The organism is Moraxella bovis, assembly GCF_002014975.1.
In the GTDB taxonomy this organism is placed as follows: domain Bacteria; phylum Pseudomonadota; class Gammaproteobacteria; order Pseudomonadales; family Moraxellaceae; genus Moraxella; species Moraxella bovis.
The window spans coordinates 1-22957 of record NZ_MUXV01000028.1 but is presented as its reverse complement, the minus strand read 5'-3'; the positions used below and the strand labels follow the sequence as shown (position 1 = coordinate 22957).

General features: G+C 43.6%; 26 protein-coding genes, 2 tRNA genes and 1 pseudogene. 7 read left to right on the top strand and 22 right to left on the bottom strand.

The annotated features are described in order from the left end of the window. Positions 1 to 13 precede the first annotated feature (13 nt). From cas1f to dapA, 4 genes are all read right to left on the bottom strand, one after another. A complete protein-coding gene (cas1f, locus tag B0182_RS07110; protein WP_078274253.1) occupies positions 14 to 964 on the bottom strand; it encodes a type I-F CRISPR-associated endonuclease Cas1f in 951 nt (316 codons plus the stop codon). A 369-nt stretch (positions 965 to 1333) separates the two neighbouring features. Beyond that, positions 1334 to 2047, bottom strand: coding sequence for a phosphoribosylaminoimidazolesuccinocarboxamide synthase (gene purC, locus B0182_RS07105; protein WP_078274252.1), 714 nt, complete (start codon positions 2045 to 2047; stop codon positions 1334 to 1336). 94 nt (positions 2048 to 2141) lie between these two features. Next, complete coding sequence (locus tag B0182_RS07100; RefSeq protein ID WP_078274251.1) at positions 2142 to 2426, bottom strand: hypothetical protein; 285 nt, start codon at positions 2424 to 2426, stop codon at positions 2142 to 2144. A gap of 23 nt (positions 2427 to 2449) precedes the next feature. Then, positions 2450 to 3352: a 4-hydroxy-tetrahydrodipicolinate synthase gene (dapA, locus tag B0182_RS07095; RefSeq protein ID WP_078274250.1), complete on the bottom strand. Its 903-nt coding sequence runs from the start codon at positions 3350 to 3352 to the stop codon at positions 2450 to 2452. Positions 3353 to 3998: 646 nt separating this feature from the next. On the opposite strand from dapA, the gene B0182_RS07090 reads away from it, so the two are divergent. From B0182_RS07090 to B0182_RS07085, 3 genes are all read left to right on the top strand, one after another. Next, complete coding sequence (locus B0182_RS07090; RefSeq protein WP_078274249.1) at positions 3999 to 4337, top strand: hypothetical protein; 339 nt, start codon at positions 3999 to 4001, stop codon at positions 4335 to 4337. A gap of 321 nt (positions 4338 to 4658) precedes the next feature. After that, positions 4659 to 4790, top strand: a complete 132-nt coding sequence (locus B0182_RS15160; RefSeq protein WP_264676058.1) for a hypothetical protein — start codon at positions 4659 to 4661, stop codon at positions 4788 to 4790. Further along, positions 4765 to 5103 (top strand): hypothetical protein, encoded by a 339-nt coding sequence (locus B0182_RS07085; RefSeq protein ID WP_078274248.1) that lies wholly within the window; start codon positions 4765 to 4767, stop codon positions 5101 to 5103. The genes B0182_RS15160 and B0182_RS07085 overlap by 26 nt, the downstream gene beginning before the upstream one ends. 39 nt (positions 5104 to 5142) lie before the next feature. On the opposite strand, the gene B0182_RS07080 is transcribed toward B0182_RS07085, so the two are convergent. From B0182_RS07080 to B0182_RS07045, 8 genes are all read right to left on the bottom strand, one after another. Continuing rightward, a complete protein-coding gene (locus tag B0182_RS07080) occupies positions 5143 to 6525 on the bottom strand; it encodes a Do family serine endopeptidase (protein WP_078274247.1) in 1383 nt (460 codons plus the stop codon). A gap of 131 nt (positions 6526 to 6656) precedes the next feature. Then, positions 6657 to 7031, bottom strand: coding sequence for a hypothetical protein (locus B0182_RS07075; RefSeq protein ID WP_143821687.1), 375 nt, complete (start codon positions 7029 to 7031; stop codon positions 6657 to 6659). 12 nt (positions 7032 to 7043) lie between these two features. Continuing rightward, positions 7044 to 7475 carry a hypothetical protein gene (locus B0182_RS07070; protein WP_078274245.1) on the bottom strand — a complete coding sequence of 144 codons (432 nt, stop codon included), beginning with the start codon at positions 7473 to 7475 and terminating at the stop codon, positions 7044 to 7046. Between the two features lie 76 nt (positions 7476 to 7551). Beyond that, positions 7552 to 8187 carry a dTMP kinase gene (gene tmk / locus B0182_RS07065; RefSeq protein ID WP_078274244.1) on the bottom strand — a complete coding sequence of 212 codons (636 nt, stop codon included), beginning with the start codon at positions 8185 to 8187 and terminating at the stop codon, positions 7552 to 7554. A 2-nt stretch (positions 8188 to 8189) separates the two neighbouring features. Further along, entirely contained in the window at positions 8190 to 9266 is a 1077-nt protein-coding gene (gene mltG / locus B0182_RS07060) for an endolytic transglycosylase MltG (RefSeq protein WP_078274243.1), read from the bottom strand. 132 nt (positions 9267 to 9398) lie between these two features. Continuing rightward, entirely contained in the window at positions 9399 to 10508 is a 1110-nt protein-coding gene (locus tag B0182_RS07055; protein ID WP_078274242.1) for an AOC03_06830 family ribosome hibernation factor, read from the bottom strand. Positions 10509 to 10841: 333 nt separating this feature from the next. Then, complete coding sequence (locus tag B0182_RS07050; RefSeq protein WP_078274241.1) at positions 10842 to 11144, bottom strand: 4a-hydroxytetrahydrobiopterin dehydratase; 303 nt, start codon at positions 11142 to 11144, stop codon at positions 10842 to 10844. A gap of 122 nt (positions 11145 to 11266) precedes the next feature. After that, on the bottom strand, positions 11267 to 11542 hold the full coding sequence (locus B0182_RS07045; protein ID WP_078274240.1) for a GNAT family N-acetyltransferase: 276 nt from the start codon (positions 11540 to 11542) through the stop codon (positions 11267 to 11269). A gap of 337 nt (positions 11543 to 11879) precedes the next feature. Here B0182_RS07045 and ompR point away from each other — a divergent pair, with 337 nt between their 5' ends. Further along, a complete protein-coding gene (gene ompR, locus B0182_RS07040) occupies positions 11880 to 12626 on the top strand; it encodes an osmolarity response regulator transcription factor OmpR (protein WP_078274239.1) in 747 nt (248 codons plus the stop codon). A gap of 82 nt (positions 12627 to 12708) precedes the next feature. On the opposite strand, the gene def is transcribed toward ompR, so the two are convergent. The 6 genes from def to B0182_RS14305 form a co-directional block, all read right to left on the bottom strand. Beyond that, positions 12709 to 13221: a peptide deformylase gene (def, locus tag B0182_RS07035; protein ID WP_078274260.1), complete on the bottom strand. Its 513-nt coding sequence runs from the start codon at positions 13219 to 13221 to the stop codon at positions 12709 to 12711. A 179-nt stretch (positions 13222 to 13400) separates the two neighbouring features. After that, positions 13401 to 14552: a hypothetical protein gene (locus B0182_RS07030; protein ID WP_078274238.1), complete on the bottom strand. Its 1152-nt coding sequence runs from the start codon at positions 14550 to 14552 to the stop codon at positions 13401 to 13403. A gap of 69 nt (positions 14553 to 14621) precedes the next feature. Continuing rightward, positions 14622 to 16283 (bottom strand): energy-dependent translational throttle protein EttA, encoded by a 1662-nt coding sequence (ettA, locus tag B0182_RS07025; protein WP_078274237.1) that lies wholly within the window; start codon positions 16281 to 16283, stop codon positions 14622 to 14624. A gap of 102 nt (positions 16284 to 16385) precedes the next feature. Further along, on the bottom strand, positions 16386 to 16844 hold the full coding sequence (locus tag B0182_RS07020; protein WP_078274236.1) for a hypothetical protein: 459 nt from the start codon (positions 16842 to 16844) through the stop codon (positions 16386 to 16388). Between the two features lie 149 nt (positions 16845 to 16993). Further along, the gene (locus B0182_RS07015; RefSeq protein WP_112742752.1) at positions 16994 to 17263 is read right to left on the bottom strand and encodes a hypothetical protein; all 270 of its coding nucleotides are present in this window, start codon (positions 17261 to 17263) and stop codon (positions 16994 to 16996) included. 5 nt (positions 17264 to 17268) lie between these two features. After that, entirely contained in the window at positions 17269 to 17415 is a 147-nt protein-coding gene (locus B0182_RS14305; protein WP_158079655.1) for a hypothetical protein, read from the bottom strand. Positions 17416 to 17669: 254 nt separating this feature from the next. On the opposite strand from B0182_RS14305, the gene mutM reads away from it, so the two are divergent. Both mutM and B0182_RS07005 read left to right on the top strand, forming a co-directional pair. Continuing rightward, positions 17670 to 18509: a bifunctional DNA-formamidopyrimidine glycosylase/DNA-(apurinic or apyrimidinic site) lyase gene (mutM, locus tag B0182_RS07010; protein WP_078274234.1), complete on the top strand. Its 840-nt coding sequence runs from the start codon at positions 17670 to 17672 to the stop codon at positions 18507 to 18509. A gap of 196 nt (positions 18510 to 18705) precedes the next feature. Next, positions 18706 to 19113 (top strand): hypothetical protein, encoded by a 408-nt coding sequence (locus tag B0182_RS07005; RefSeq protein ID WP_078274233.1) that lies wholly within the window; start codon positions 18706 to 18708, stop codon positions 19111 to 19113. Between the two features lie 160 nt (positions 19114 to 19273). On the opposite strand, the gene B0182_RS07000 is transcribed toward B0182_RS07005, so the two are convergent. The 4 genes from B0182_RS07000 to B0182_RS06985 form a co-directional block, all read right to left on the bottom strand. Continuing rightward, positions 19274 to 19840 (bottom strand): RDD family protein, encoded by a 567-nt coding sequence (locus B0182_RS07000; protein WP_078274259.1) that lies wholly within the window; start codon positions 19838 to 19840, stop codon positions 19274 to 19276. A 543-nt stretch (positions 19841 to 20383) separates the two neighbouring features. After that, positions 20384 to 20460, bottom strand: a tRNA-Arg gene (locus B0182_RS06995). 103 nt (positions 20461 to 20563) lie between these two features. After that, positions 20564 to 20653, bottom strand: a tRNA-Ser gene (locus B0182_RS06990). A gap of 318 nt (positions 20654 to 20971) precedes the next feature. Next, the gene (locus tag B0182_RS06985; protein WP_078274232.1) at positions 20972 to 22543 is read right to left on the bottom strand and encodes an AbgT family transporter; all 1572 of its coding nucleotides are present in this window, start codon (positions 22541 to 22543) and stop codon (positions 20972 to 20974) included. 268 nt (positions 22544 to 22811) lie between these two features. Between B0182_RS06985 and B0182_RS14865 the strand changes: the two are divergent. Then, positions 22812 to 22957: pseudogene (locus tag B0182_RS14865) on the top strand (IS5/IS1182 family transposase); the annotation flags it as partial.

Here is a 22957-nt window from a genome sequence, read left to right as displayed (position 1 = left end):
GCAAAATCCTTATTTAAAATTCCTTGTTTAGAGCAAGCCCCTTTACCGTTTCAAACATCACATCAAGGGCGTGATAATCGGTAAAATAAGACAAGCACAGTTCACGAAATTCCTGCTCACGAGCATTATCAGACGCACACATAAAGGCAAGCGGTAAGATGATTGTATCTTTGACAATATCAGCAATATCAAACACCAACGCCCCACGCCGAGTTTTGCCATGCATGACGGCAAATCCGTGGGCAATGCCGAGCACCCAAGCGGTGGTCGCTCCCAAGCCGTATGCCAAATAGTTGCCGTGATTTAAAAACTGATTGGCTTTGTCCACGCCGTCATAATCACGGCTAAATCCCTTATAGCCTGTGTGTTTGACGGCAAATTTATACAACTCTTTGGTCATACGCCCCTCTAGGGTAAGCAAGTCTGATACACTATTTTGCCCTAAAATTTGGGTGCGGTAATGATTTTGTAAGCTGATGATTTCATCAGATTTACTATCAAAGCCTGCCCCACGCAACTCCTTATCACGCCCCCACACGTCATTCATAAAATCAAGCCGAGCCATTTGCAAGCGTTTTGCCATAGCCAGACGTTTGTCATCGTCCCACCACCACGACAGCCAGCCTTGAATGTATTCGGTGGGGCGGTATTCTGATTGTGGGGTCAGCCACTCAATCTCGCTTCCCATAAACAAAGGCGTGCCACCGCCCCCACAAAAGCCGATCAGCACACCTGCACTTGCCAGTAGCCTTACCGCAGACTGGGTAATGGACGTGCCTGTGCCAAGCAGTATCACGGTGGTGTTGGCAATGGGGATATTGTAGTAGAGATTTTCTTTTTTGCTTTCGGTGAGATACAGCACTCGCCCGTCTTTTTGCATGACTCGGCAATGCTCTAAATAGTACAGATTGGCACGTTTGGAATGCAAAATGGTTTTTAGGTCGGTGGGGCGTAGGGTGTCCATGTTTTTCCTTACAAATAACATGGATATTAACAGATGTGTACTGCATCGTCAATCGTTGGGGTAGATTGGGGTAGATTGGGCAGGATTTGGATGGTGGTATTTTGAGTAGGCGTGTAGGGGCATGATGGACTCATGCCACGTTTTGAATACAAGAAATAAAGCGCATAAAAGCCAAATCCACCCAATCATACCTAACAAGCTCAATGTCATCACAGGCTTTGGGCATGCTGGACACACCCATAAACATCAATATTAAAGGGACGTAGAAAGCACGCCCCCACAAATGAATTTCTTTAAAATTTAGTATTGGTGCAAATTGGGGTAAATATCATAAAAAACAAGGGCGATAACCGCCCTTGCTCACACCCATCAATCAAGCGGTACACCAATACGTCTTGCCACTTCTTCATAACCTTCAACGACATCGCCCAAGCCTTGACGGAAACGGTCTTTGTCGAGTTTTTTCTTGGTTTCTTTATCCCACAAGCGACAGCCATCTGGCGAGAACTCATCGCCTAACACCACACGCCCATGAAACAGTCCAAATTCTAATTTAAAATCCACCAGCATAAGACCCGCTTCATCAAAAATCTGACTTAGCACGTCATTGACCTTGTGAGTCAGCACACTCATCTGCTCCAACTCGTCTGCGGTGGCATAACCTAAGGCAATGGCGGTGCTTGGGGCGAGCATGGGGTCGCCCAATTTGTCATCTTTATAAAACAGCTCAAAGGTCGGTGGCATAAGTGGCAAGCCCTCAGCAAGCCCCAAACGCTTGGCAATACCGCCAGCTGCATAGTTACGCACCACGCATTCTACGGGTATCATTTTTAGGCGTTTGACCAGTACTTCATCATCTGACAGTTCACGCTCAAAATGCGTCTCGATGCCAGCGTCTGCCAGTTTGCTCATGATAAAGCTATTAAAGCGGTTGTTCACTCTGCCTTTGCGGTCAAGCTGAGCGATTTTCTCGCCATTAAAGGCGGATGCATCGTTACGAAAATGCAAAATCAGATAATCAGGATTGTCCGTTTCATAGACAGATTTGGCTTTGCCAGTATAAATTAGGGCTTGCTTTTGCATGGGTCTCTCCGTTTTGTGGCGGTTTACACAATAAATTTACATGATAAGATTTATAAAACAAAAAGACACGAACAACAACGCTCGTGCCAAACCATCATCTCACCTGTGGTGGTCTAGGTAGCTCGTACTGCTTGCCCGACTCGTTGGTCGATGGAGCAATCTCGCCTGCCACCTCTGGCACATCATATAGGGGGATAAATGGGGCGGACGCTTGGTTGGCGGGCAGGCGGATGGGGTCTAGCTTGGTGGCGTGGACATAGTCCAGACTGCCGTTATCACGCTTGCCCAGCACACCTTTGATGCTTTGACAGCCCGTCAGTAGCACCAAACTCATCATGGCAAGGGCGGTTAATTTTAGCGTTGTTTTTAGCACTGTCATGTTATTCTCACTTATTCTTACTGTTAAATCAATTTGGCTTTTTGTAGTGCCTGGTCAATGATGGGTTGATTGTCTGCTGACAGCCACACCAAAGGCAAGCGAATGCCCGTGTCAATCATGCCCATCTTGTGCAGGGCATATTTGGCAGGTTGGGGGCTAGATTCACAAAACAGCTCTTTGTGCAAATGCTCAATGCCTTGGTTGATGGTACTTGCTTCATCAAACTTACCTGCCAAAGCTAAGCTAAAAATCTCGCTCATGGCTTTTGGAGCGATGTTGGACGTAACAGAAATGTTGCCCTTTGCCCCCAATTTGACAAGCTCAATGGCGGTTGGGTCATCGCCTGATAAGACCACAAGACGCTCGCCCACACGCTCGATGAGCAACTTACCACGCTCCAAATCGCCCGTGGCATCTTTGATGGCGACAATATTGGGAATATCGGCAAGGCGTGCTACGGTATCCTCCGCCATATCTACGACCGTCCGCCCTGGGACGTTATAGAGAATTTGGGGAATGTCCACCGCCTCGGCAATGGTCTTATAATGCTGATACATGCCCTCTTGGGTGGGCTTATTGTAATATGGCACGACAAGCAAGGCAAAATCCGCCCCCACTGCCTTAGCGTGGGCGGTAAGCTCGATGGCTTCGGCGGTGTTGTTCGCCCCTGTTCCTGCAATCACAGGAATGCGACCTGCCACTTGTTTGACAAAAAATTCAATGACATCGCCATGCTCTTTCATTGATAGGGTGGCTGATTCGCCAGTCGTCCCCACCGCCACCAAAGCGTGCGTGCCAGACTCAATCTGCCACTCAATCAGGCGAGTCAATGCATCATAATCCACCGTACCGTCTGCCGTCATGGGCGTGATCAGTGCCGTCATCGAGCCTTGTAGTCTTGCCTTCATCTCATCATAAGTTGCCATAAAACACCTGATTTGTCATTTTGCATCAAATGGCTTAGTTTAACATTTTACTGGGTGTTTTAAAATGCTTAAATTAAAATTATTGTATTTATTGGAATTTTAAAGTATTTTTTAAATATAAATTAAAATAATAAATCAATAAATTTGTGATGAATGGGTTACTTTTAGCAATGGATGGCATTGTTCTTTTTTAAAGTTATTATGATATAATGAAAATTACAAATTAAAAGAATAACTGTTCACTTAATTTGTAATTCTTGATAAAATGCGTTTATCAAGAATGTTGATTAAGCTACACTCAAGAAACTTTAAAATTACTACAAACACAATGATGTGTGGACGTAGGGGCGTGGTAAATATCAAGTTGGTTGGGCGTACCTATTAATGACTTTATACACTCTACAAAATGAAAAAGTACGACGGTTTCCGTAGCAAAATTCAATTTTGCTGGCTGTACATGGAGAAAATCTTGAAAATTTTGGCTCTGGTTCAAAAAGTATGCTACAAAGAAAACAGTTCGTGGCGAGCTTGGGAAACCTAACGGTTTTTCTACCCGTAGGCAGGCTCAGGGCGAACGGAAAACCTAGTTTGGCATACTTTTTAGACTACTACCAAAATTTTAACTGTTTTTATATTCTTATTTTCTATGGTTGGCTGCTCTCAGTCGCCGACAGATTTTAATAAGAAAAGTTACAACAATCAGAAAAACCATGCTCTTGATGATGCTCAAAAAATGTCAGGAAAACTGGTAGTTTCTTTTGAAGAAATAGAGTTTATTCATCAAAACGAAAAATATTATTTAATTGACTCTAAAAAATTATTAAATGATAAAATCCAAACAAAAAGACTAAAAGATGATAAATTTTTCATCAGTGAAACACTATGTATTACAGGTGATGTTTTGCACAAATACCACAATGAATATCGTGGTTTTGGCCATATGGAAAAGTATGATAAAGCAAGCTCTATAAAAAGCATTTGCTAGGTTTTGATAAAAAACAGAATGGATATACCTACCATCATCGAGCCTTGTAGTCTTGCCTTCATCTCATCATAAGTTGCCATAAAACATCTAATTTGTCATTTTGTATCAAATGGCTTAGTTTAGCACTTTCACCGTGATCTTTGAACCATCTTGGATAAATTATTTTTTTATTGATTTTTAAAAAATCAATAAAAAAATAAATAAAAAGCAATGGGCATGACACTGATGGATAATGATTGATTTAATTATTTTTGTCAGTTTATAATAAAACACAACCCTGTGGATGTTGTTATTTTGAATCATTTCATGTTAAGGACATTTATGAAAACAAAAGCCTTGTTACTTGCCACATCGTTTGCCCTGCTTTTGCCCAGTATTGCCAACGCCCAAACCGAAGACAGTCAAATACAGACCCAACACCAAAGTTGTGTTTATTTACAACCAAGAGCTTGATGAGCCATATAGCACCCGTTGGTTTGCCAAATTAGAAAAAAGACAGGGCAAAAAACGCACCGTATACATTGAGACGTGGGAAAAATACGTCAATAAAGGCTTTATCACATTTGACTGTGGCAACCCAAAAGCTAGTGTGCAACTAGATTTGTATGGTTGGGGCGAGTTTGGCGATGACAGCCAACTTGAAAAAACCACCGTCCATTCAAAAGACTTTAAAGCGTGGCAAATGGGCGATTTTGAACCTTTGGCTGGCGAGTCTCCACCTTATGAGCTTTATCAAAAACTTCGCACCAAATACTGCAAATCTTAACCACCAAAAAGGGTGCGACAAACACACCCTTATTTAGCCCTATTCAACCCTAAGCCCCAAAATCGCAGGGTTGCCATCACGAATGATACCAATGGTAACCACGCCTTTTTTTGGCAGGCTCTTTAACGCCTTTTCAAACTCGCCAATGCCTGCGGTTGGCAGATGATTGAGATTGACGATGATGTCCCCTGCCATGAGCCCCGCCTGCCCTGCCAGTCCTGTGACATCCACCGAGCTGATGACCACGCCACCTGCCACGCCAAACTCCTGAATCATGCGAGCTTCACGCCCTGACAGCTCTTTTAGGCGTAAGCCCAATCTGACACCATCACTGGCGTTTTGACTGGTAGAGACATCGCTCGTCTCGGCAAACTGCCCACTGGCACGGTGCTGTTTGCCTGCTCGTAGGTAGGTCAGCTCAAATTTATCACCCACCTTGGCACGGTTGATGAGATTTAACAAATCAGACGCTCGCCCGATACTTTGCCCATTAAAATCAAGCACCACATCGCCTGCTTTTAGCCCCACCTTATCGGCAGGGGAGTCAGGACTGGTGCGAGTAATCAGGGCCCCTTGCGGTCTGTCAAGGCGATAAGCTTCCGCCAGATTGCGGTCAATGTCCTGCAACACCACGCCCAGATAGACCCGAGAGACACGCCCTGTCGTGCGAATCTGCTCATAGATGTCCATGGCGGTGTCAATGGGAATAGAAAAAGACAGCCCCATGTGTCCGCCAGTGCGACTAAAAATCAGCGAGTTAATGCCAACCACTTCGCCTTTTTGGTTAAATAAAGGCCCGCCCGAGTTGCCTTGGTTTAGTGCTACGTCCGTCTGAATGAACGGCACGACCGCTTCACGGCTCATGTTGCGACTCTTGGCAGAGACAATGCCCGATGACGCTGAGTAGTCAAAACCAAAGGGCGAACCGATGGCAAGCACAGGCTCGCCCACTTTTAGGGTATCGCCTTTGGCAACACTTAGGGCAGGGAAGTTTTGCCCCGCCACCTTTAACACCGCCACATCGGACGCTTCGTCCGAGCCGATAAGACGTGCGTCTAGCTCGGTGCGGTCATGCAGGGTTACGGTGATTTTATCCGCCCCTTCGACGACGTGATGATTGGTAAGAATATAGCCATCTTGGGTAATAAAAAAGCCCGTGCCGTAGCCGTATTCTACCGTTGGCAGGTTTGGCACGGCGACCCGCCCCCCAAAGAACTGCTGTAAGGCTTGCACCTGCTGAGCCAATGCCAGCTCTTCTTCGCTGACCTTTTTGGTAATACTCACACGCACCACGCCACTAGACACCTGTTCCACTAGGGGCGAAAAATCCATCGCCACCGCCCCATACGCAGGCAAGGCAACAGGCAGAGCGATAGGGGCAAGGGCAAGGCTTAGGACAAGGACGGCAGGTTTGATGTTCATAATAATTCCTATTTAAATAGTCAAATTATCCTAAAAAGCACGCCATTCGTCAAGGCAAAATGTGTTTCTAAAGGTTATGAAGTCTTGCTTATCTGACAGCCCGCCCTTTAATGCAAGTTTAGCACAGCGATTTATTCGTATTGACCCGTGGCAGGGTTAAAGCGAACGGTATGCTTTTCATTGACCTTATGGATACGCTCATAATCATCATCAGGCTTTTCGCCTGTGTAATGAATTTGAATGGGATAATACAACGAACCGCTCGGCATAACTTTATAAGTGCTTTCATAATTATAATACAGCGGGTGGGTTTCTTCATACATACCTTCATTGTTTGACCCTGCGTCCGCCACAAATACTGTCTTGATGTCGCCATGTTCGGGGAGCATCAGGGCGTACCAATAGGTCTCGCAAGAACCTGTGGAGCAGTAACCACTCTCAAACATTGCCCCCATAATCCCCTTGCCAAAAGGCTGTATGGACGACTTGATGTCATTTAAATCCAAATGCACTCGCCCTCAACTGCCTGCCATTTCTTCATCTTGGGCGTTTCGGTTGATAAGCTCATAGCCTTGATTGGTCTTTTTAAAAAGGTACAAATCAGCCTTGGCACTGCCTATACGCCCAGAGGTAGGCATGCCTTCATCGTTTAGGGCGACTTTTTCAATCATAAGTAGGTAGCGTTTTTGTCCGTTTTGATTGTCAAAACTGATGACAGGGTGCATGAGTGCCAACGTGCTAAACTCTGGCATATCAGGGTCAGACACTTCATCTAGGCAGACGTGAGGATAACTCTCTAAATCTTCATCGTCCACCACGCAGTTTGTCATTTTGCCAGCATATAGCCCACGCATGACACTTTTAAAATCAAGCCCGCTAAGCGTGGTCGCCCATGCAGGGGTAGATAATGTGGCAATCGCAACGCTTAGGGAGAGTAGGAGCTTTTTCATGGTATGTCCTTGTTTGAAAAATAAAATACATTATAAAATCAATGTGTTTACAGAGCAAATGTGATTTACCGACAAATCAATCCGCCAAATATTCTTGTAAAACTTGCATAATCTCCCCTGCCACGTCATCAGGACATTGGTCGGCATTGATACGTTTGATACGCTCAGGGTGTTTTTGATATTGATACAAAAAGCCTTGATAAGTTTTGTCAAAAAATCCTTGCCCTGCACCCTCAAAGCGGTCGGCTTGACTTCGCTTACCTGCCCGCTCCAAGCCAATGGCAGGGTCTAAATCAAGCCAAAAGGTCAAATCAGGCTGTCTTGGGATAAAATCAGCGACCAGCCGTTCAATCTTGGCAAGTTCACGCTCATCGCCCCCAAACCGTCCAAAGCCTTGATACGCCACGGTGCTGTCAAAAAAACGGTCACAAATCACCCATTTACCGTCCGAGAGTGCTGGCAAAATGGTGCGGTGCAAATGGTCGGCTCGTGCGGCAAACATAAGCAAAAGCTCGGTGTCGTCATTGATGTGGGTTTTGTTATCCAGCAAAATCTTACGCAAATCTTCGGCAAGCGGACTGCCCCCTGGTTCACGAGTGCGAATGTGGGCGATGCTAAGGCTGTTAAGCTCATAGCAAAAACGGTCAATGGCAGTGGTTTTGCCCACGCCTTCGGTGCCTTCAAAGGTGATGAATTTGGGTGGTTGGTTCATTGTTATTTCTCCGCCATCACTTTACGATATTCCGCCACCGCTTTGTTATGCTCATCAAGCGTTACGCTAAATTTATGACCGCCCTTACCTGTCGCTACAAAATAGATATACGGCACATCAGACGGGTGCATTGTCGCTTCTATGGCTTCGGCAGACGGCAGGGTAATGGGCGTGGGCGGTAAGCCGTCAATCTGATAGGTGTTGTAGTCGGTTTTTTCGTCAATGTTGGAGCGGTAAATCTTGCCATCATAACGGTCAAACAGTCCGTAGATAATGGTTGGGTCGGTTTGTAGTCTCATGCCTTGACGCAGGCGATTGACAAATACGGCTGATACGTCATTACGCTCGAACGTGATACCCGTTTCTTTTTCGATGATGCTTGCCATAATCAGGGCGTCATAAGGTGTCTTGTAGGGCAAATCTTTATCACGCTCTGCCCATGCCTTATCCAATATCACCATTTGGTCGGTGTGCAGTTTTTTTAAAATGACGGTATCACTCGTGCCTTGATTAAAAAAGTAGGTATTGGGGGCAAATTGTCCTTCTAGGTTACCGTTGGGCGTGCTGATATTTAGAGCTTTGGCAACTTTGGCATTGTCTCGTGCCACGTCCGCCCATGAATACCCATCAGCATCCGACAGAAGCGGTGTGAGTAGTTCAAGCTTGACCCCATCGGTCGTTTTTAGGGTGTGGTATAGGTCTTTGACCGTCCTGCCTTCGATGATTTGCACCTTTATCATGGCAACTTGCCCCCCCTGCCCCAAAATCTTGACCACATCGGCAAGGCTCGCCCCTTGTGGGATTTGGTATATTCCTGTTTCTAGGCTGCCTTTGGCGTGGAATTTAAGATACAGCCGTGCGGCGGTGCTGGACGCAAACGGACTGGTCTGCCATTTGTCCTTGACAAGCAGGCTATGATAAGTGTCGCCCTTATCCACCGTCAAGGTCTGGGCGGGGCGGTCGGTCTTGGCAAAGGCGGTTACATAGACGATGGCACCCCACAGGGCAATCAGGGCTAGTACGACAACCAGAGCGAGCCATTTTAAGGGCGATTTTTTTGAAGTTTTTTTGTTTGGCATGGCAACATTGGATGAGAAAAGTTATGCTTATTGTAACAAATTGCCACAAAAATTTTTAAGATTATTGTAACCACCAAAAGTCAAAACAAAAACCCGCCCGTAGGCAGGTTTTTGTGCTTTGTTGCATGTTAATTAGTAGCGAGTGATAAGGGCGATTGGCTCTTTTTCGTCCATTTTGTCCTGTGGGACAAACACCACTTCACCGCCATTGTGGCTGACTATCTCGATAATCTCACTCACCGCATCATCGGTGACGCCGTCCGCTGTCGCATCGTCCGCCACGAGCAAGGTCAAAGCAGTATCATCAATGGTCGCAGGCACGATGTGTCCTTGACGCACGAGAAGTTTTACGGCATTGCCTTCAACCGCTGAGCGGTAGATTTGTTGCGAATCGGTGCATACCATCTTCTCGTTACGGGCTTTTTCAAGCTCGCCTTGAGCAGTTTCGTAGCGAGTCAGACGCTTGTTCTCAACCAATTCTTGTACGCCTGCCACAATCTCTTCGGCACGTCCGTCTTTTAGGTTGGGTAGATGGTCAACCTTGCCAATGATAAAGCTGTCGTTGTCCACTACCTGCTCATAAAAGCCCAAAGTACGGCTATCGCCCACCAAAATCACAGGCAACGGGTCAATGTTACGAAACTCCTGCACGCTCTTGTCCACACGGTTCATAAACTCTTTTAGATAGCTGTCGTCATCCGATGAGCCTGTGCGGTCGGCTTTTGAACCTGTAGGTAGACTTGTGTTTTTGATTGGGAAAGTCAGCTCGCTCATTTGCGATTGACGTTCGCTTTCGCCACCAATTTCCTTGACCACACGGTCGTTGGTCGCCTCAATCAGGCGAGCATATTCGCTTGTAATCACAAGCACATAATAATGCACCGCCTCGGACATATCACGCACCAAGTCTCTGGTGGCAAATTTTTCGCCCAAAATCACACGCTCTTTGGCGTCAAATGGCAAACGCAACACTTGAGCTTCATTTTCGTTGGCAAAAATAGCAAGCGTATCTAGGTTATAATTATGGTCAAGCTCGTCTGTTTTGGCATGGATAAGCTCCATGATGGCATCGCTTGTGCGTTTGTCATGCTCGTTCGTGATACGCTCTTCGGCGACTTTTAGCTGATTTTTTAGGGCAATATGGTCTTGCTCATTTTCTGGGTGAGTGCGGTGAGTTTTGACAAAGATACTCACGGCAGGATTGCCACGGGCAGATTTTAGATCTTTTAAAGTCGCTTTCATAATAAATCCTTAAAATGCGTAAAAATAACAAACGGTGAATGATTAAAACGATTTAACCACAAGATTTAAAAATCCAATTGATTAAACTTGATACCGATTGTACCGACTTTTTGGGTATTTGTCTGTTAAAAAATGGGCGGTTTTATGGTTGAAATGTAGTCAAAAAATCAGCTGTGTGAGATTGATGGCAAGGTTTGTAAGTCTTTGTAAAAAGACCTATTTTGATTGGGGAATTTATGTATAATGGAGAGTTGGCAGAGTTTTAAAACAATTTCTAAAATCTAAAAACACAAAAAATGGGTAATGACACCCATTTTTCAAATTAATTTCGCTTTAATCTTTTTTATCAAAGACCACGCCCCTTGCCATTTCCATGCGTTTGGCAAGCTGAATGTCTCGCCCATGCACTTCATATTGGTCAGCCTCGCCAATGCGTACTTTGAGCAAAGTATAGGTGTTCTCCCACGTGGGGTAATGTTCTAGCTCTTCACAATAGAACGCCACACGGGTGGTAAAGGCGATGACGTCAGCAAAACTGGCAAATTCATAGGTCTTGACAAGGCTATTGCCATCTAATGCCCAGCCTTGCAATCTTTCTAATTGTAAGGCAACTTGGTCTGCGGTAAGACTGCTCATGATGTTCCTTTGGTTAGGTAAAATATAAAAATACACCAAGTCATTTTACCAAAATCTTCAAAATTTCGGCAAGATTTTTGGCCAATTTACCAACATTTTTGTAAACAATTATCGCAACATACTCACGCCAACAGCGATTGGTATTCATCTCGTCTGTCGATGTAGCTTGCCACAAAGGAACAGTTTGGCACGACTTTTTTGCCGTTATCACGGGCATAATCCAAAGCATGTTTGACCAATGCCGTACCCAGTCCGCGTCCGCCCAGCTCTTTGGGGACGATGGTGTGGTTATAGTTTAGGGTATCATCATCGATGACTTCATAGCTTAAAAAGCCAGTATGTCCATCAATGGTTACTTCAAACCGCTGTGTGGCAGGGTTGTGGGTAATGTCAGTCATGGGGCATCCTTAATGGTTGATATTAAAGGTTGAAAGTTAAAGGCACTGCTCTTATGCTAACACAAATTTTATTGGGATAAAAGCCCGTTTATACGCTTATCGCTGTACATGGCATGCCACATAAGGTGCATTGACAAATCAGAATCATTTTACCAAACCCATTTACCAAAATATTACCGACTTTTGGCAGTTATCATGGTATGATAATTCTTCAGTTTTTAGATTTTTAATCATTCGATATGATTTAACCTTAAAATATTATTTATAATAACAAAAACAGTTACAATTTTTTGTGTAATGTTGTAAACTAATAGCCTATAATTATCAGGGGTGACACATGACCGAAGACAATATCAATCCAAACCCAAACGCCAGTCATCGTATCTTAGTCGTTGATGATGACGCCAGACTGCGTGCCTTATTACAGCGATTTTTAGAAGATGATGGCTTTACCGTGCGTGCATGCCATGATGGCAAGCAGATGGATAAACTTATGCAACGTGAGATGTTCTCGCTCATCGTGCTTGACTTGATGTTGCCCGACGAAGACGGCATCGCCATTTGCAAACGCCTGCGTGCCGATAATGCCGACATTCCCATCATCATGCTGACCGCCAAAGGCTCGGACACCGACCGCATCGCAGGGCTTGAAGCAGGGGCGGATGACTATCTGCCCAAACCCTTTAACCCCAAAGAGCTACTGGCTCGTATCAAGGCGGTGCTTCGCCGTCATAACCGAGAGCTGCCCGGAGCCCCATCTCAGCAGATGGAAGTGGTTGAGTTTGGTTTGTGGACGCTTGATTTGTCCACTCGCACCCTAAAAAAAGACGGCAATGTCGTCACCCTAACCACGGGCGAGTTTAGCGTTCTAAAAGCACTCGTTCAGCACCCCAGAGAGCCACTGACCCGTGACAAACTCATGAACCTAGCCCGTGGGCGTGAATGGGGAGCGATGGAGCGTTCGATTGATGTTCAGGTCTCACGCCTAAGACGACTCATCGAAGACAACCCCTCTCAGGCTCGCTATATCCAAACGGTGTGGGGTGTGGGTTATGTCTTTGTCCCTGATGGGGCAGAGAGCTGATAACACAAAAACCAAACAACGCTTTGTTGTTTGGTTTTTTACTGGATATCCATCTTAGACTATCTGTATAAACGCTTGTGAATCAGCCTTTTTTGGCGACCACTTTACGCACCTTTTCTCTGGCACGGTCTTGTTTTAGGCGGGATAGATAATCCACAAATACAATGCCTTTTAGGTGGTCAAGCTCATGCTGAATGCATACTGCCAACAGCCCATCCGCCTCAACGCTAAATGGCTTACCGTCAGCATCTAAGGCATCAATCTGCACACGAGCAGGGCGACTAATGTCATCATACACCTCAGGAATGGACAAACAGCCCTCTTTATAAGGGACAAGCTCATCGGTCAGTGGCGTAACTTTGGGGTTAATGTACACCTTGGGCTGTGGCTCTTCGCCCTCTTTGGCGAGATCCATGGTTACCACTTGCACGTGCCTGTCCACCTGTGTCGCTGCCAGCCCAATGCCCTTGGCATCATACATGGTCTCAAACATGTCGCTGATTAAGGTCTTAATCTCATCAGTAATCTCGCCAACCTCGCTTGCCACAGTACGCAAACGTGGGTCAGGATAATGTAAAATGGGTAATAGTGCCATAATGTCTCTTGTCGTTGGTTTTGGGGTATTATATCGGAAAATTGGGCTTTGGTAAAATGGATTTGGGATTATCGTGGTTTGACGGTCTTTGTTGTTGGTCAAAATGGCCTGAAAAAAAGATAAAAAAAACCGCCACCAAACTTTAAATTTATGTGTTTTTATGGATTTTTCACACAACATCATTTAGCCAAATAATGCTCACTAACAGGTTGCAAATATTTACCGTCAATCACTAGACATTTGGCGGATTTTTCTTTGTTATTACCCTTATCATCAAAAAAATCTACTGATACAGGGCAAAATACTTTGGTATTACCCAAATTCCATGCCATATAGCCGTATAGGGCGTTGGGGCTTTCAATATCTTTGACATCTTTATCTAGGGGTTTAAATTCAAGTTTTAGGTTTTGAATTTCTGTTTTAGATAAACCGTTAATTTTTTCTGAATTTGTATTGCCATTATGGATGATATACCAAGATGAGTTTTTTGGTTTTTCTATAAATTTTGGTTTATGTAAAGATATGCTATAATCTTGAAATGAAGATAAGAAAAAATTATATATTACGATAAATATTAACGAAGAAATTACTAATATTTCAGAATATTTTGTATTGGTTTTTGATATATAAGAAACTAAAAAATTAAATAAAAACAATAAAGTGCCTACAAGGAAAAAAGTCCAAGTTATAAAATTATCTTCAACTGTTGGTAGGATTGAGAAATAAACGAAAGAAAAATAAATAAAAGATGGAAATACAGTAATGTTTGCTACAAAAATAGCAATAAATAGACTTTTATCTTTTGGGGTTATAAAATTAAATCTATCAAAGCGAAAAATAAAAGATGATAAGAATATCATAAATGCATAATATTCAAATTGAAAATTAAGTTTTAAATAAAATACTGTTATAATTATATAAAAAATTGAATTTAATAGACAAACACCATAAAGTTTTTCATAATTTATTTCTAAATTTTTATCAAAACTTACGACTTTGGCAAATATATTTATCAAAAAAGGAGAGAAAAATCCAAAAGTAAGTAGGAATAAAAATAGCAAATGTATCAATAATATAGCGATAGCGGATGATGAATTTCCAATAATATCAGAAAATAAAAAGTCAAAATTTATATGTTTTAAATAGTTATAAATATTCAAATTGCCAATAATGATACCGATTACAGTAAATAAAGCTGTAATTTTTGGTATATGACTTGTAAAATTAGATATAGTTTTGGTAATATTAGGTATTTTACTTGGGTTGCTTTGTCGCTTGTTTAGATTGGTAGGCAACCAGATGCCCTTATCATTCTTTTTATATTCTGTCATTTTTTATCCTATCAAAAACAGCGACTCATTTAAGTCGCTGTTTTATCATTGAAAGCATTGAAAGCTAAATCAGCTCCCAATCTTCTTATATTTCATTCTCTTAGGTGTTGCGTCGGCACCGAGTTTTTCTTTACGCCATTTTTCATATTCTGAATAATTGCCGTCAAAAAATTCAGGCTCTTCATTTTCAAATGACAAAATGTGCGTACAAATTCTATCCAAGAACCAGCGGTCGTGTGAGACAACCATTACCGTACCAGGGAACACTTGCACCGCATCTTCTAAGGCACGCAAGGTTTCCACATCAAGGTCGTTGGACGGTTCGTCAAGCAAGATGACATTCGCCCCTTGTTTTAAGGTTTTGGCAAGTTGCAAGCGATTGCGTTCACCGCCTGACAGATTGCCCACCAGTTTTTGCTGGTCTTGACCTTTAAAGTTAAAACGCCCAATATAAGCACGGCTTGGCGTGGTGTACTCGCCCACGGTAATCATATCCAAGCCATCAGAAACCTCTTCCCACACGGTTTTGTTGTCGTCCAGATTATCACGCACCTGCCCCACATAGGCGACTTTCACGCTCTCGCCCACTTCTACCGTGCCAGTATCGGGCTTGTCTTTGCCGGTAATCATATTAAACAAGGTGGTTTTACCTGCACCATTCGGCCCAACAATCCCCACAATCGCCATTGGTGGCACGGTAAAGGATAAGTTTTCATACAGCAAACGACCGTCAAAGGATTTGGAGATGTTCTTGACCTCAATGACTTTATTACCTAAGCGTGGCCCTGGTGGGATATAAATTTCTGCTGTTTCGTTACGTTGTTGAAATTCACGAGAGTTCATCTCTTCAAAGCGTTCTAGGCGAGATTTAGATTTGGCTTGTTGACCTTTTTGGTTTTTACGCACCCATTCAAGCTCTTGTTTTAAGGCTTTGGCAAAGGCTTCTTCTTGCTTTTGCTCTTGTTCTAGGCGTTTATTTTTTTGCTCAAGCCATTCGGTATAATTGCCTTCATAAGGATAACCATAGCCACGGTCAAGCTCCAAAATCCACTCAGCCACATTATCAAGGAAGTAGCGGTCGTGGGTAATCGCCACAATCGTACCAGAATAATCTTTTAAAAAGCGTTCAAGCCACGCCACAGACTCTGCGTCCAAATGGTTAGTCGGCTCATCTAAAAGTAGCATATCAGGCTTAGAAAGTAAAAGCCTACACAAGGCAACACGGCGTTTTTCACCGCCAGACAGCTTAGAAACATCAGCGTCCCAAGGCGGTAGGCGCAGGGCGTCCGCTGCTTTTTCAAGCTGGGTATTTAGGTTGTGAGCGTCCCACGCTTGAATGATGTCTTCCATTTTGCCTTGTTCTACGGCAAGTTTGTCAAAGTCAGCATCAGGCTCGGCATATTCGGCGTAGATTTGGTTTAGGCGTTCAAGGGCATCTAGGGCTTCTCGTACGCCGTCTTCCACATTGCCACGCACATCTTTGGCAGGGTCTAGCTGGGGTTCTTGGGGTAAATAGCCAACTTTAATGCCTGCTTGGGGGCGAGCTTCACCATTGTATTCGGTGTCCACGCCTGCCATAATGCGTAGCAAGGTGGATTTGCCTGCACCGTTTAGCCCCAATACGCCAATTTTGGCACCTGGGAAAAATGACAATGAAATGTCCTTTAAAATCTCTCGCTTAGGCGGGATAATTTTGGACACTTTGTTCATTGTATAAATATATTGAGCCATAGCTATCCTTTTGACTTAAAACAAAAAATTGGAAACTGAAAAAAGGGGGAATTTAACTTGCCATTATCGCACGAATTACAGGTTTGGGCAAGGTGTTTTGTTTTAGGATTTGGGTAGGAGAAATTTGGCTAAAATGGTTGATAATATTCCGCCAATAATTGCAATCCAAAAAGACAAGAAAATGGAACTAAAAAAATCATCAATGCTCTCAACCAGAGCATTAACATCAGCCATAAAATCAGTTGCTAGAATAATTAACAAAAAAGAAAAAGTAGTTAAAAGACCAAAGAAAAAGACTTTTAAATAATCTTTAACTTTTAAAATTCTTACTTTAAAATAAGATAGCATACAGCCAGTTATCAATGCAGGGATAAACCCTATTGCTGTTCCGACCATTAAAATAACCGCATAAAGAAACAAAATCATCTCTACATCATCGCCAGCAACAATAGCATAAATCAATACTGGTATAATAGGCAATGTGCCACCTAATGAACCCAGTAAAGTATAACTTAAAATAACTTTTAAAGTTGGGTATTTATTTTCATTATCGTTATTCATAAAATTATCCTGTTAAGATTTTGGCAAAATAAATTTAGCTAAAACGGCTGGTGACACTCCGCCTATCAATGCAATACAAAATATTAAACTTCCTGCAAAACTAGTTTTCCGTTCGCCCTGAGCTAAGTCGAAGGGTAGCGGAAAAACCATTATGGTTCGACAAGCTCACCACAAACGGTTTTCTTTAATTTGGGGTTTTGCAGGAAATCTATTAGCATGATAAAATAGATAGCACTTTCAGATTTCAACAATCTTGAATCAATTTCCATAAGTGCCAAAACGCCAATAAACACCAACCCCAAAATAAAAAATACCAAAAATGCAACACCAAAAGGCTTCAAATAGTCAAATGGTCTTTTGATGATGATTTTAAAATAGCTAATCACAATACCGCTTAACAAGGCAGGTACTAAACTCACCAAAACTACCAATAAAAATAAATAGCCAAATAACCCCAACCATTACGACTTGTCATAAAAAGGCTAACAAATGGCAAGGTTAGAAGACCACTTAATAAGCCTGTAAATAAGGCATAAGCGATGATGATTTTTAGGGTTGGATACTTTGTCATATTTTTCCTTTTAAAATATCTTTATCATTTTTTACCATTTGATAAATACAAACAAATGCTTTAATAACCACACAAAACATCACAAACCCAATCAATGGCATTCTTTCTCAAAATTAGCTATAATAACAAACCTAGCCACAAAAGCAAATACCATTATGACCGCATGGCCTTATGGCAAATACAGCCTGCAACAAACCTAAACTATGATAAAATAGCCATTTATTTCTCTTGTCCGACTTATTAGAATCACAATCATGCCCGAATTACCCGAAGTTGAAACCACCAAAGCCAGCCTTGCCCCACTCATCGGTCAGCGTGTCAGCGACATTTACACGTCAGGTTATCGCCTGCGTGAAGTGATACCAGACGACCTAGATGAGCTTGTCGGGGCAAAACTTGTGCGTGTGGTTCGCCGTGCCAAATACCTACTGCTTGATTTTAATAAAAACGGCTCACCCCTGCGTCTGCTCATTCATTTGGGCATGTCAGGCAGTCTGCAACAGCATGACGCCCTTGCCCCACGCAAGCACGACCACATCATCTTTGGCTTTGATGACTCATCGGTGCGTTTGCATTATCATGACCCCAGACGTTTTGGCATGGTGATGTGGGTAGATGATGCCGAGCGTTATCTTGACAAACTTGGGGCAGAGCCTTTGGATGATGCCTTTGATACCGACTATCTGTATGGGATGATTCATAAAAACCCCAAACGACCCATCGCCCGCCCCATCAAATCCGTCATCATGGAGCAGTCCATCGTGGTCGGTGTGGGCAACATCTATGCGGTAGAGAGCCTGTTCATGTCAGGCATACACCCTGCCACGCCTGCCCATCAGATAGATAAATACAAGATAGCCGTACTGGTCGATAACATCAAGGCGATACTCGCTCGCTCCATCGAACAAGGTGGGTCAAGTCTTCGGGACTTTACCGTGGGGGCAGGCAAAACGGGCTATTTTCAGCAAATTCTACTGGCTTATGGGCGAGCAGGTGAGCCGTGTACGGTGTGTCATGAGATTTTGGAAAACATTAAAATCGGTGGGCGAGCCAGTGTGTACTGCCCGAGCTGTCAGCCACTTAACCCAACTTAATCCCACTGTTTGATTTATCAACTGTTGGCAATCATCAGACGTCGCCAAATGTTACTGATTTGTTTACCCCTTGTCGGAAAATTTTACCGTCCACCCACTTTTTGGCAAAATAAGCTTGATAATATGGGCGGAACTTGTTTTAATATTAGCATAAATCTATCTTGGGCAAATCGCCCCCCCCTATTAGGATACTCTCATGAAAATCAAACACACACTATTGGCACTGACTGCCACCGCCTTTATCAGCACCACCGCTCACGCTGCCATTGAGATTGATGAAGAAGATTTTGGTCCTACCTATGGTTCTGCGGTACTTGACATTACCGTTGCCAAGCCGTTGCAGTTGGTTGGTGCGGTTGCAGGCACGGCACTTCATGCAGTGGGCTTGCCATTTTCTATGGCATCAGGCAGCGTGGAGAGTTCTTATGAGACTTTGGTTGTCAAACCTTGGTCGGCACTCTCTCGTTGTGTGGGCTGTACCGAAGCTTATGACAACTACCGCAACGCCCACCAAGTAAACCCTAATGAAGTGCGTATCGTTGTGGACAGACCTTCTGAGATTATCATCAATACCGACCAAAACGTGGTTGTAAACCCACGTTGATTGATGATTTTATCATCCATTGTTTTTGTTTCTCCAACCTATTTACCCATTTTTGGTAAATAGGTTTTTTATTTGGATATCAAAGTAACAATATGGCAAGCTTTAAAAAATTAAAAGCCCTTATATAAAATCGCCCAATCTATACAGACTGGGCGATTTTTTAGGTTTCTTGTTTATTAGGGGACTTCTTGTTTTTACGCCATGATTGCCACAGGCTTTCATGCTGGATTTTGGGGACTTTTAGAGTAATGGTGTTAGATAGCATGTCATGCACCGCAAGCCCCCGAGTATTGAACGCACAAAACAGATAATTAAACAAAAACCCAAGCATGGCACTCATCAGCACCGCCAGTCGTGAGCCATGTAGCACCCCACCGATGGTCGCACAGAGTATGGGTAGCAGACAGGCACTGATGATACGGCGTGTGCTTTGTGCCCACGTCAGCAGATGTCCTGCGTTATCCACCGTCTTTAATCGCCATGTCTGCATGCCGAGCGTCTGCCCTGATTTTCGCCAAAACAATCCATAAAAACCTATCAATGTCAGTACAAACAGCGGTGTCATGACCCCATTTTGATACCAAGTTGGCAGTCTTTGGGCATGTGCCGAGTCCGTTCCTACTTCCATAAACAGTAGTGTACCGACCACCGCCCCAATCGTCCCCACCAAAAACAACATTGCCAATATCAGCATGCCATCATATAACAGTGCCGTCACTCGTACCAAGGGTTTGGCGATGACAGGTAGCTCATCAGGGTCCACCTGTATGGGCTCATCTTCGCTGTGTGTCTGTGATGGACGGAGTTTTGGGGTTTTGTTTTTTTTAGCCATGATGATAAATAGAATCAAAATAGGCTTTATTTTACCATGACTTTTGGATGTGTTGAATATTTATGACGCTTTTATGTGTAAAGTCTTAGGGTGTTATTGTCATTAATACTATTTTATTGGCGTTTGACAAAATGTCACGCTTTCATCCATTTTACATAAAATGGCTATTTGACGACTTATGCTTAAGAACTTAATATTTGCCATAGGTTAGTAGGAGCGTGTTGAACACGCCATCTTTAAAGGCTTGCAAAGTCAGCCCTCTACATCTATACATTGTGAATTTGTGGTAATTTTAAATTTTTGATACTGTAATTTAAAAATTAAGCCAAACCTAAATTTATACCATATTAAGCCATCGAATTATTTTCATAAAACCCATTTAATAAACCCACACAAGCAAAAACACCAAAACTCAATCAAGTTTTGGTGTTTGGTATATGGCGCACCCGGAGAGATTCGAACTCCCGACCCCTTAGTTCGTAGCCAAGTGCTCTATCCAACTGAGCTACGGGTGCAGTACAACTGATGTGATTATCAATCTTTACCACTCGTTGTGGTCGACTATTATACACTAAAAATTTAGAATGTCAAGCTTTTTTATTTATTTTTTAAAATAAATGGCGGTGACGGAGGGATTCGAACCCTCGATACAGTTTCCCGTATGCATCCTTAGCAGGGATGTGGTTTCAGCCACTCACCCACGTCACCGTTTTGATTGACAAATTTGTCAAAAGCTGTGGGCGATGATTATAGCAAAGTTTGGCAAAAATGCAAGGGGTTTTTTAAATTTTTGTGATAAATTTTAAAAAACCATCAAAAACCCCTGCCAAACCCATCGCCATACACCATAAAAATTGACACCATCATCACCCCTACACACTTTTGCTCAGCATATTTTGCAAAAACATCCCCCAACGAACCAAACTGATTTTAGATGATTTAGCAAATCGGTTTGGTAAATGGCTTGGTAAGCCACTTTAAAAAATCCCCTGTCATCAAACAAGGGATTTTTATTATCTGGCAAGATTAAGGTGTATAATAAGTCGCAGCCCCTGGTCCCACAGGCAAGCCTAAGGCAAACACCCAAATACAAAAGAGTGCCGTCCACCCCACCAAGAACAAGAGCGAGTATGGAATCATGAGCGACATGAGTGTGCCGACCCCTGTGTCTTTTTTGTAGCGAATCGCCACCGCCATGATAAGCCCAAAGTAGCTCATCATCGGTGTGATGATGTTGGTGCTACTATCGCCGATACGATACGCCGCCTGAATCATCTCTGGAGCATAGCCTGTCAGCATGAGCATGGGCACAAAAATCGGTGCGGTAATCGCCCATTGAGCCGATGCCGAGCCGAGCATGAGATTGACAAAAGCACAAATCAAAACAAAGCCCACGAGCAACAAAGGTCCTGTCAGTCCGATGTCATTTAGGAAATTCGCTCCCGATACCGCCATGATCGAGCCGATGTTTGACCAATTAAAAAAGGCGGTAAACTGAGCAGCAAAGAAAACCAGCACGATGTACATGCTAAGCGAACTCATGGCGGCACTCATGGCATCCACCACGTCATCATTACTCTTGATGGTGCCTGTAATCTTACCATACACAATCCCTGGAATGGCAAAGAACACAAAGATAAACACCACAATCCCATGTAAAAATGGCGACCCTGCCACAAGTCCTGTCTCAGGATGTCTTAAAATCCCGTCCGCAGGCACAACAGTCCACGCCAGTAGCAAACAAAAAATTAGCATGGACACGCCCGACCAAACCAGACCTTTCTTTTCTAGGGCGGTCAGTCGCTCCACCTTGCTGTCAAGCACGCTTGGGTCATCGGCATCATCGGGGTTGTATTTACCCAAAGATGGCTCCACAATTTTTTCGGTGACAAAGTAGCCAATGCCACTTACCAAAAACGTACTTACCGCCATAAAATACCAGTTAGCTTCTGCCCCCACGACATAGTCAGGATCAATGATGCGTGCCGCTTCTTGGCTGATACCCGACAGTAGTGGGTCAACCGTACCAAGGAGTAAGTTGGCACTATAACCGCCCGACACGCCTGCAAAGGCAGTGGCAAGTCCTGCCAATGGATGCCTACCCAACGAATGAAAAATCATCGCCGCCAAAGGAATCAGCACCACATAACCAAGCTCTGATGCGGTGTTTGACATAATACCTGCAAAAACAATGACAAAAGTAACCATCTTTGGCGGAGCATTCATGACAAGCCCCCGAAGAGCCGCCGAAATCATGCCTGACCGCTCAGCAATGCCCACCCCGAGCAGAGCGACAAGCACCATCCCAAGTGGCACAAAGCCTGTGAAGTTGGACACGAGATTCTCCACAATCTTGGCAAGCCCATCGCCATTTAAGAGATTGACAACATAAATCATGCCGTCTTCACTACGCCCCTTTGCCCCTTCTGGGCGTGGGTCAGCCACCGACACCCCCATCATCGACATGATTGCCGATAGTACGAGCAAAATAACTGACATCCATACAAATAAAATGGCAGGGTGTGGCAACAGATTGCCAAGCCACTCTACCCCCTTTAAAAATCTCTGCATGCGAGAAGAGGTTGCTTTTTCTTGCATAATCCTTCCTTTTAAAAAACTCAATAAAATCCAACTTTATCAAGTGTTTAAGTGATAAATAAAAGGCTCTGGTTCAAAAAGTATGCTACAAAGAAAACCGTTCGTGGTGAGCTTGGGAAACCTAACAGTTTTCCTACCCGTAGGCATAGCTCAGAGCGAACGGAAAACCTAGTTTGACATACTTTTTAGACTACTACCAATAAAAATGCTATTATTCAGCACGGCTAATAGACCTCCTGCAAAACCCTTCCTATGCTAAAATACCCCAATGAACTACGAAGCATTCACACACTTATCTGATGAAAAGTTTAAACGCTTAATTGGTGTTGAGCGAGAAGTCTTTAACGGCAACCTTGCAGTATTTTAAAGAATATCGCACCTATGAGCAGATAGTCGCTGACTTTGGCATCCATG

What these genes read in the sequence shown, in the direction of transcription:
- cas1f (WP_078274253.1), bottom strand. Translation starts at nt 964, where the DNA reads ATGGACACCCTACGCCCCACCGACCTAAAAACCATTTTGCATTCCAAA.
- purC (WP_078274252.1), bottom strand. Translation starts at nt 2,047, where the DNA reads ATGCAAAAGCAAGCCCTAATTTATACTGGCAAAGCCAAATCTGTCTAT.
- B0182_RS07100 (WP_078274251.1), bottom strand. Translation starts at nt 2,426, where the DNA reads ATGACAGTGCTAAAAACAACGCTAAAATTAACCGCCCTTGCCATGATG.
- dapA (WP_078274250.1), bottom strand. Translation starts at nt 3,352, where the DNA reads ATGGCAACTTATGATGAGATGAAGGCAAGACTACAAGGCTCGATGACG.
- B0182_RS07090 (WP_078274249.1), top strand. Translation starts at nt 3,999, where the DNA reads ATGGTTGGCTGCTCTCAGTCGCCGACAGATTTTAATAAGAAAAGTTAC.
- B0182_RS15160 (WP_264676058.1), top strand. Translation starts at nt 4,659, where the DNA reads ATGAAAACAAAAGCCTTGTTACTTGCCACATCGTTTGCCCTGCTTTTG.
- B0182_RS07080 (WP_078274247.1), bottom strand. Translation starts at nt 6,525, where the DNA reads ATGAACATCAAACCTGCCGTCCTTGTCCTAAGCCTTGCCCTTGCCCCT.
- B0182_RS07070 (WP_078274245.1), bottom strand. Translation starts at nt 7,475, where the DNA reads ATGAAAAAGCTCCTACTCTCCCTAAGCGTTGCGATTGCCACATTATCT.
- tmk (WP_078274244.1), bottom strand. Translation starts at nt 8,187, where the DNA reads ATGAACCAACCACCCAAATTCATCACCTTTGAAGGCACCGAAGGCGTG.
- mltG (WP_078274243.1), bottom strand. Translation starts at nt 9,266, where the DNA reads ATGCCAAACAAAAAAACTTCAAAAAAATCGCCCTTAAAATGGCTCGCT.
- B0182_RS07055 (WP_078274242.1), bottom strand. Translation starts at nt 10,508, where the DNA reads ATGAAAGCGACTTTAAAAGATCTAAAATCTGCCCGTGGCAATCCTGCC.
- B0182_RS07050 (WP_078274241.1), bottom strand. Translation starts at nt 11,144, where the DNA reads ATGAGCAGTCTTACCGCAGACCAAGTTGCCTTACAATTAGAAAGATTG.
- B0182_RS07045 (WP_078274240.1), bottom strand. Translation starts at nt 11,542, where the DNA reads ATGACTGACATTACCCACAACCCTGCCACACAGCGGTTTGAAGTAACC.
- ompR (WP_078274239.1), top strand. Translation starts at nt 11,880, where the DNA reads ATGACCGAAGACAATATCAATCCAAACCCAAACGCCAGTCATCGTATC.
- def (WP_078274260.1), bottom strand. Translation starts at nt 13,221, where the DNA reads ATGGCACTATTACCCATTTTACATTATCCTGACCCACGTTTGCGTACT.
- B0182_RS07030 (WP_078274238.1), bottom strand. Translation starts at nt 14,552, where the DNA reads ATGACAGAATATAAAAAGAATGATAAGGGCATCTGGTTGCCTACCAAT.
- ettA (WP_078274237.1), bottom strand. Translation starts at nt 16,283, where the DNA reads ATGGCTCAATATATTTATACAATGAACAAAGTGTCCAAAATTATCCCG.
- B0182_RS07020 (WP_078274236.1), bottom strand. Translation starts at nt 16,844, where the DNA reads ATGAATAACGATAATGAAAATAAATACCCAACTTTAAAAGTTATTTTA.
- B0182_RS14305 (WP_158079655.1), bottom strand. Translation starts at nt 17,415, where the DNA reads ATGACAAAGTATCCAACCCTAAAAATCATCATCGCTTATGCCTTATTT.
- mutM (WP_078274234.1), top strand. Translation starts at nt 17,670, where the DNA reads ATGCCCGAATTACCCGAAGTTGAAACCACCAAAGCCAGCCTTGCCCCA.
- B0182_RS07005 (WP_078274233.1), top strand. Translation starts at nt 18,706, where the DNA reads ATGAAAATCAAACACACACTATTGGCACTGACTGCCACCGCCTTTATC.
- B0182_RS06985 (WP_078274232.1), bottom strand. Translation starts at nt 22,543, where the DNA reads ATGCAAGAAAAAGCAACCTCTTCTCGCATGCAGAGATTTTTAAAGGGG.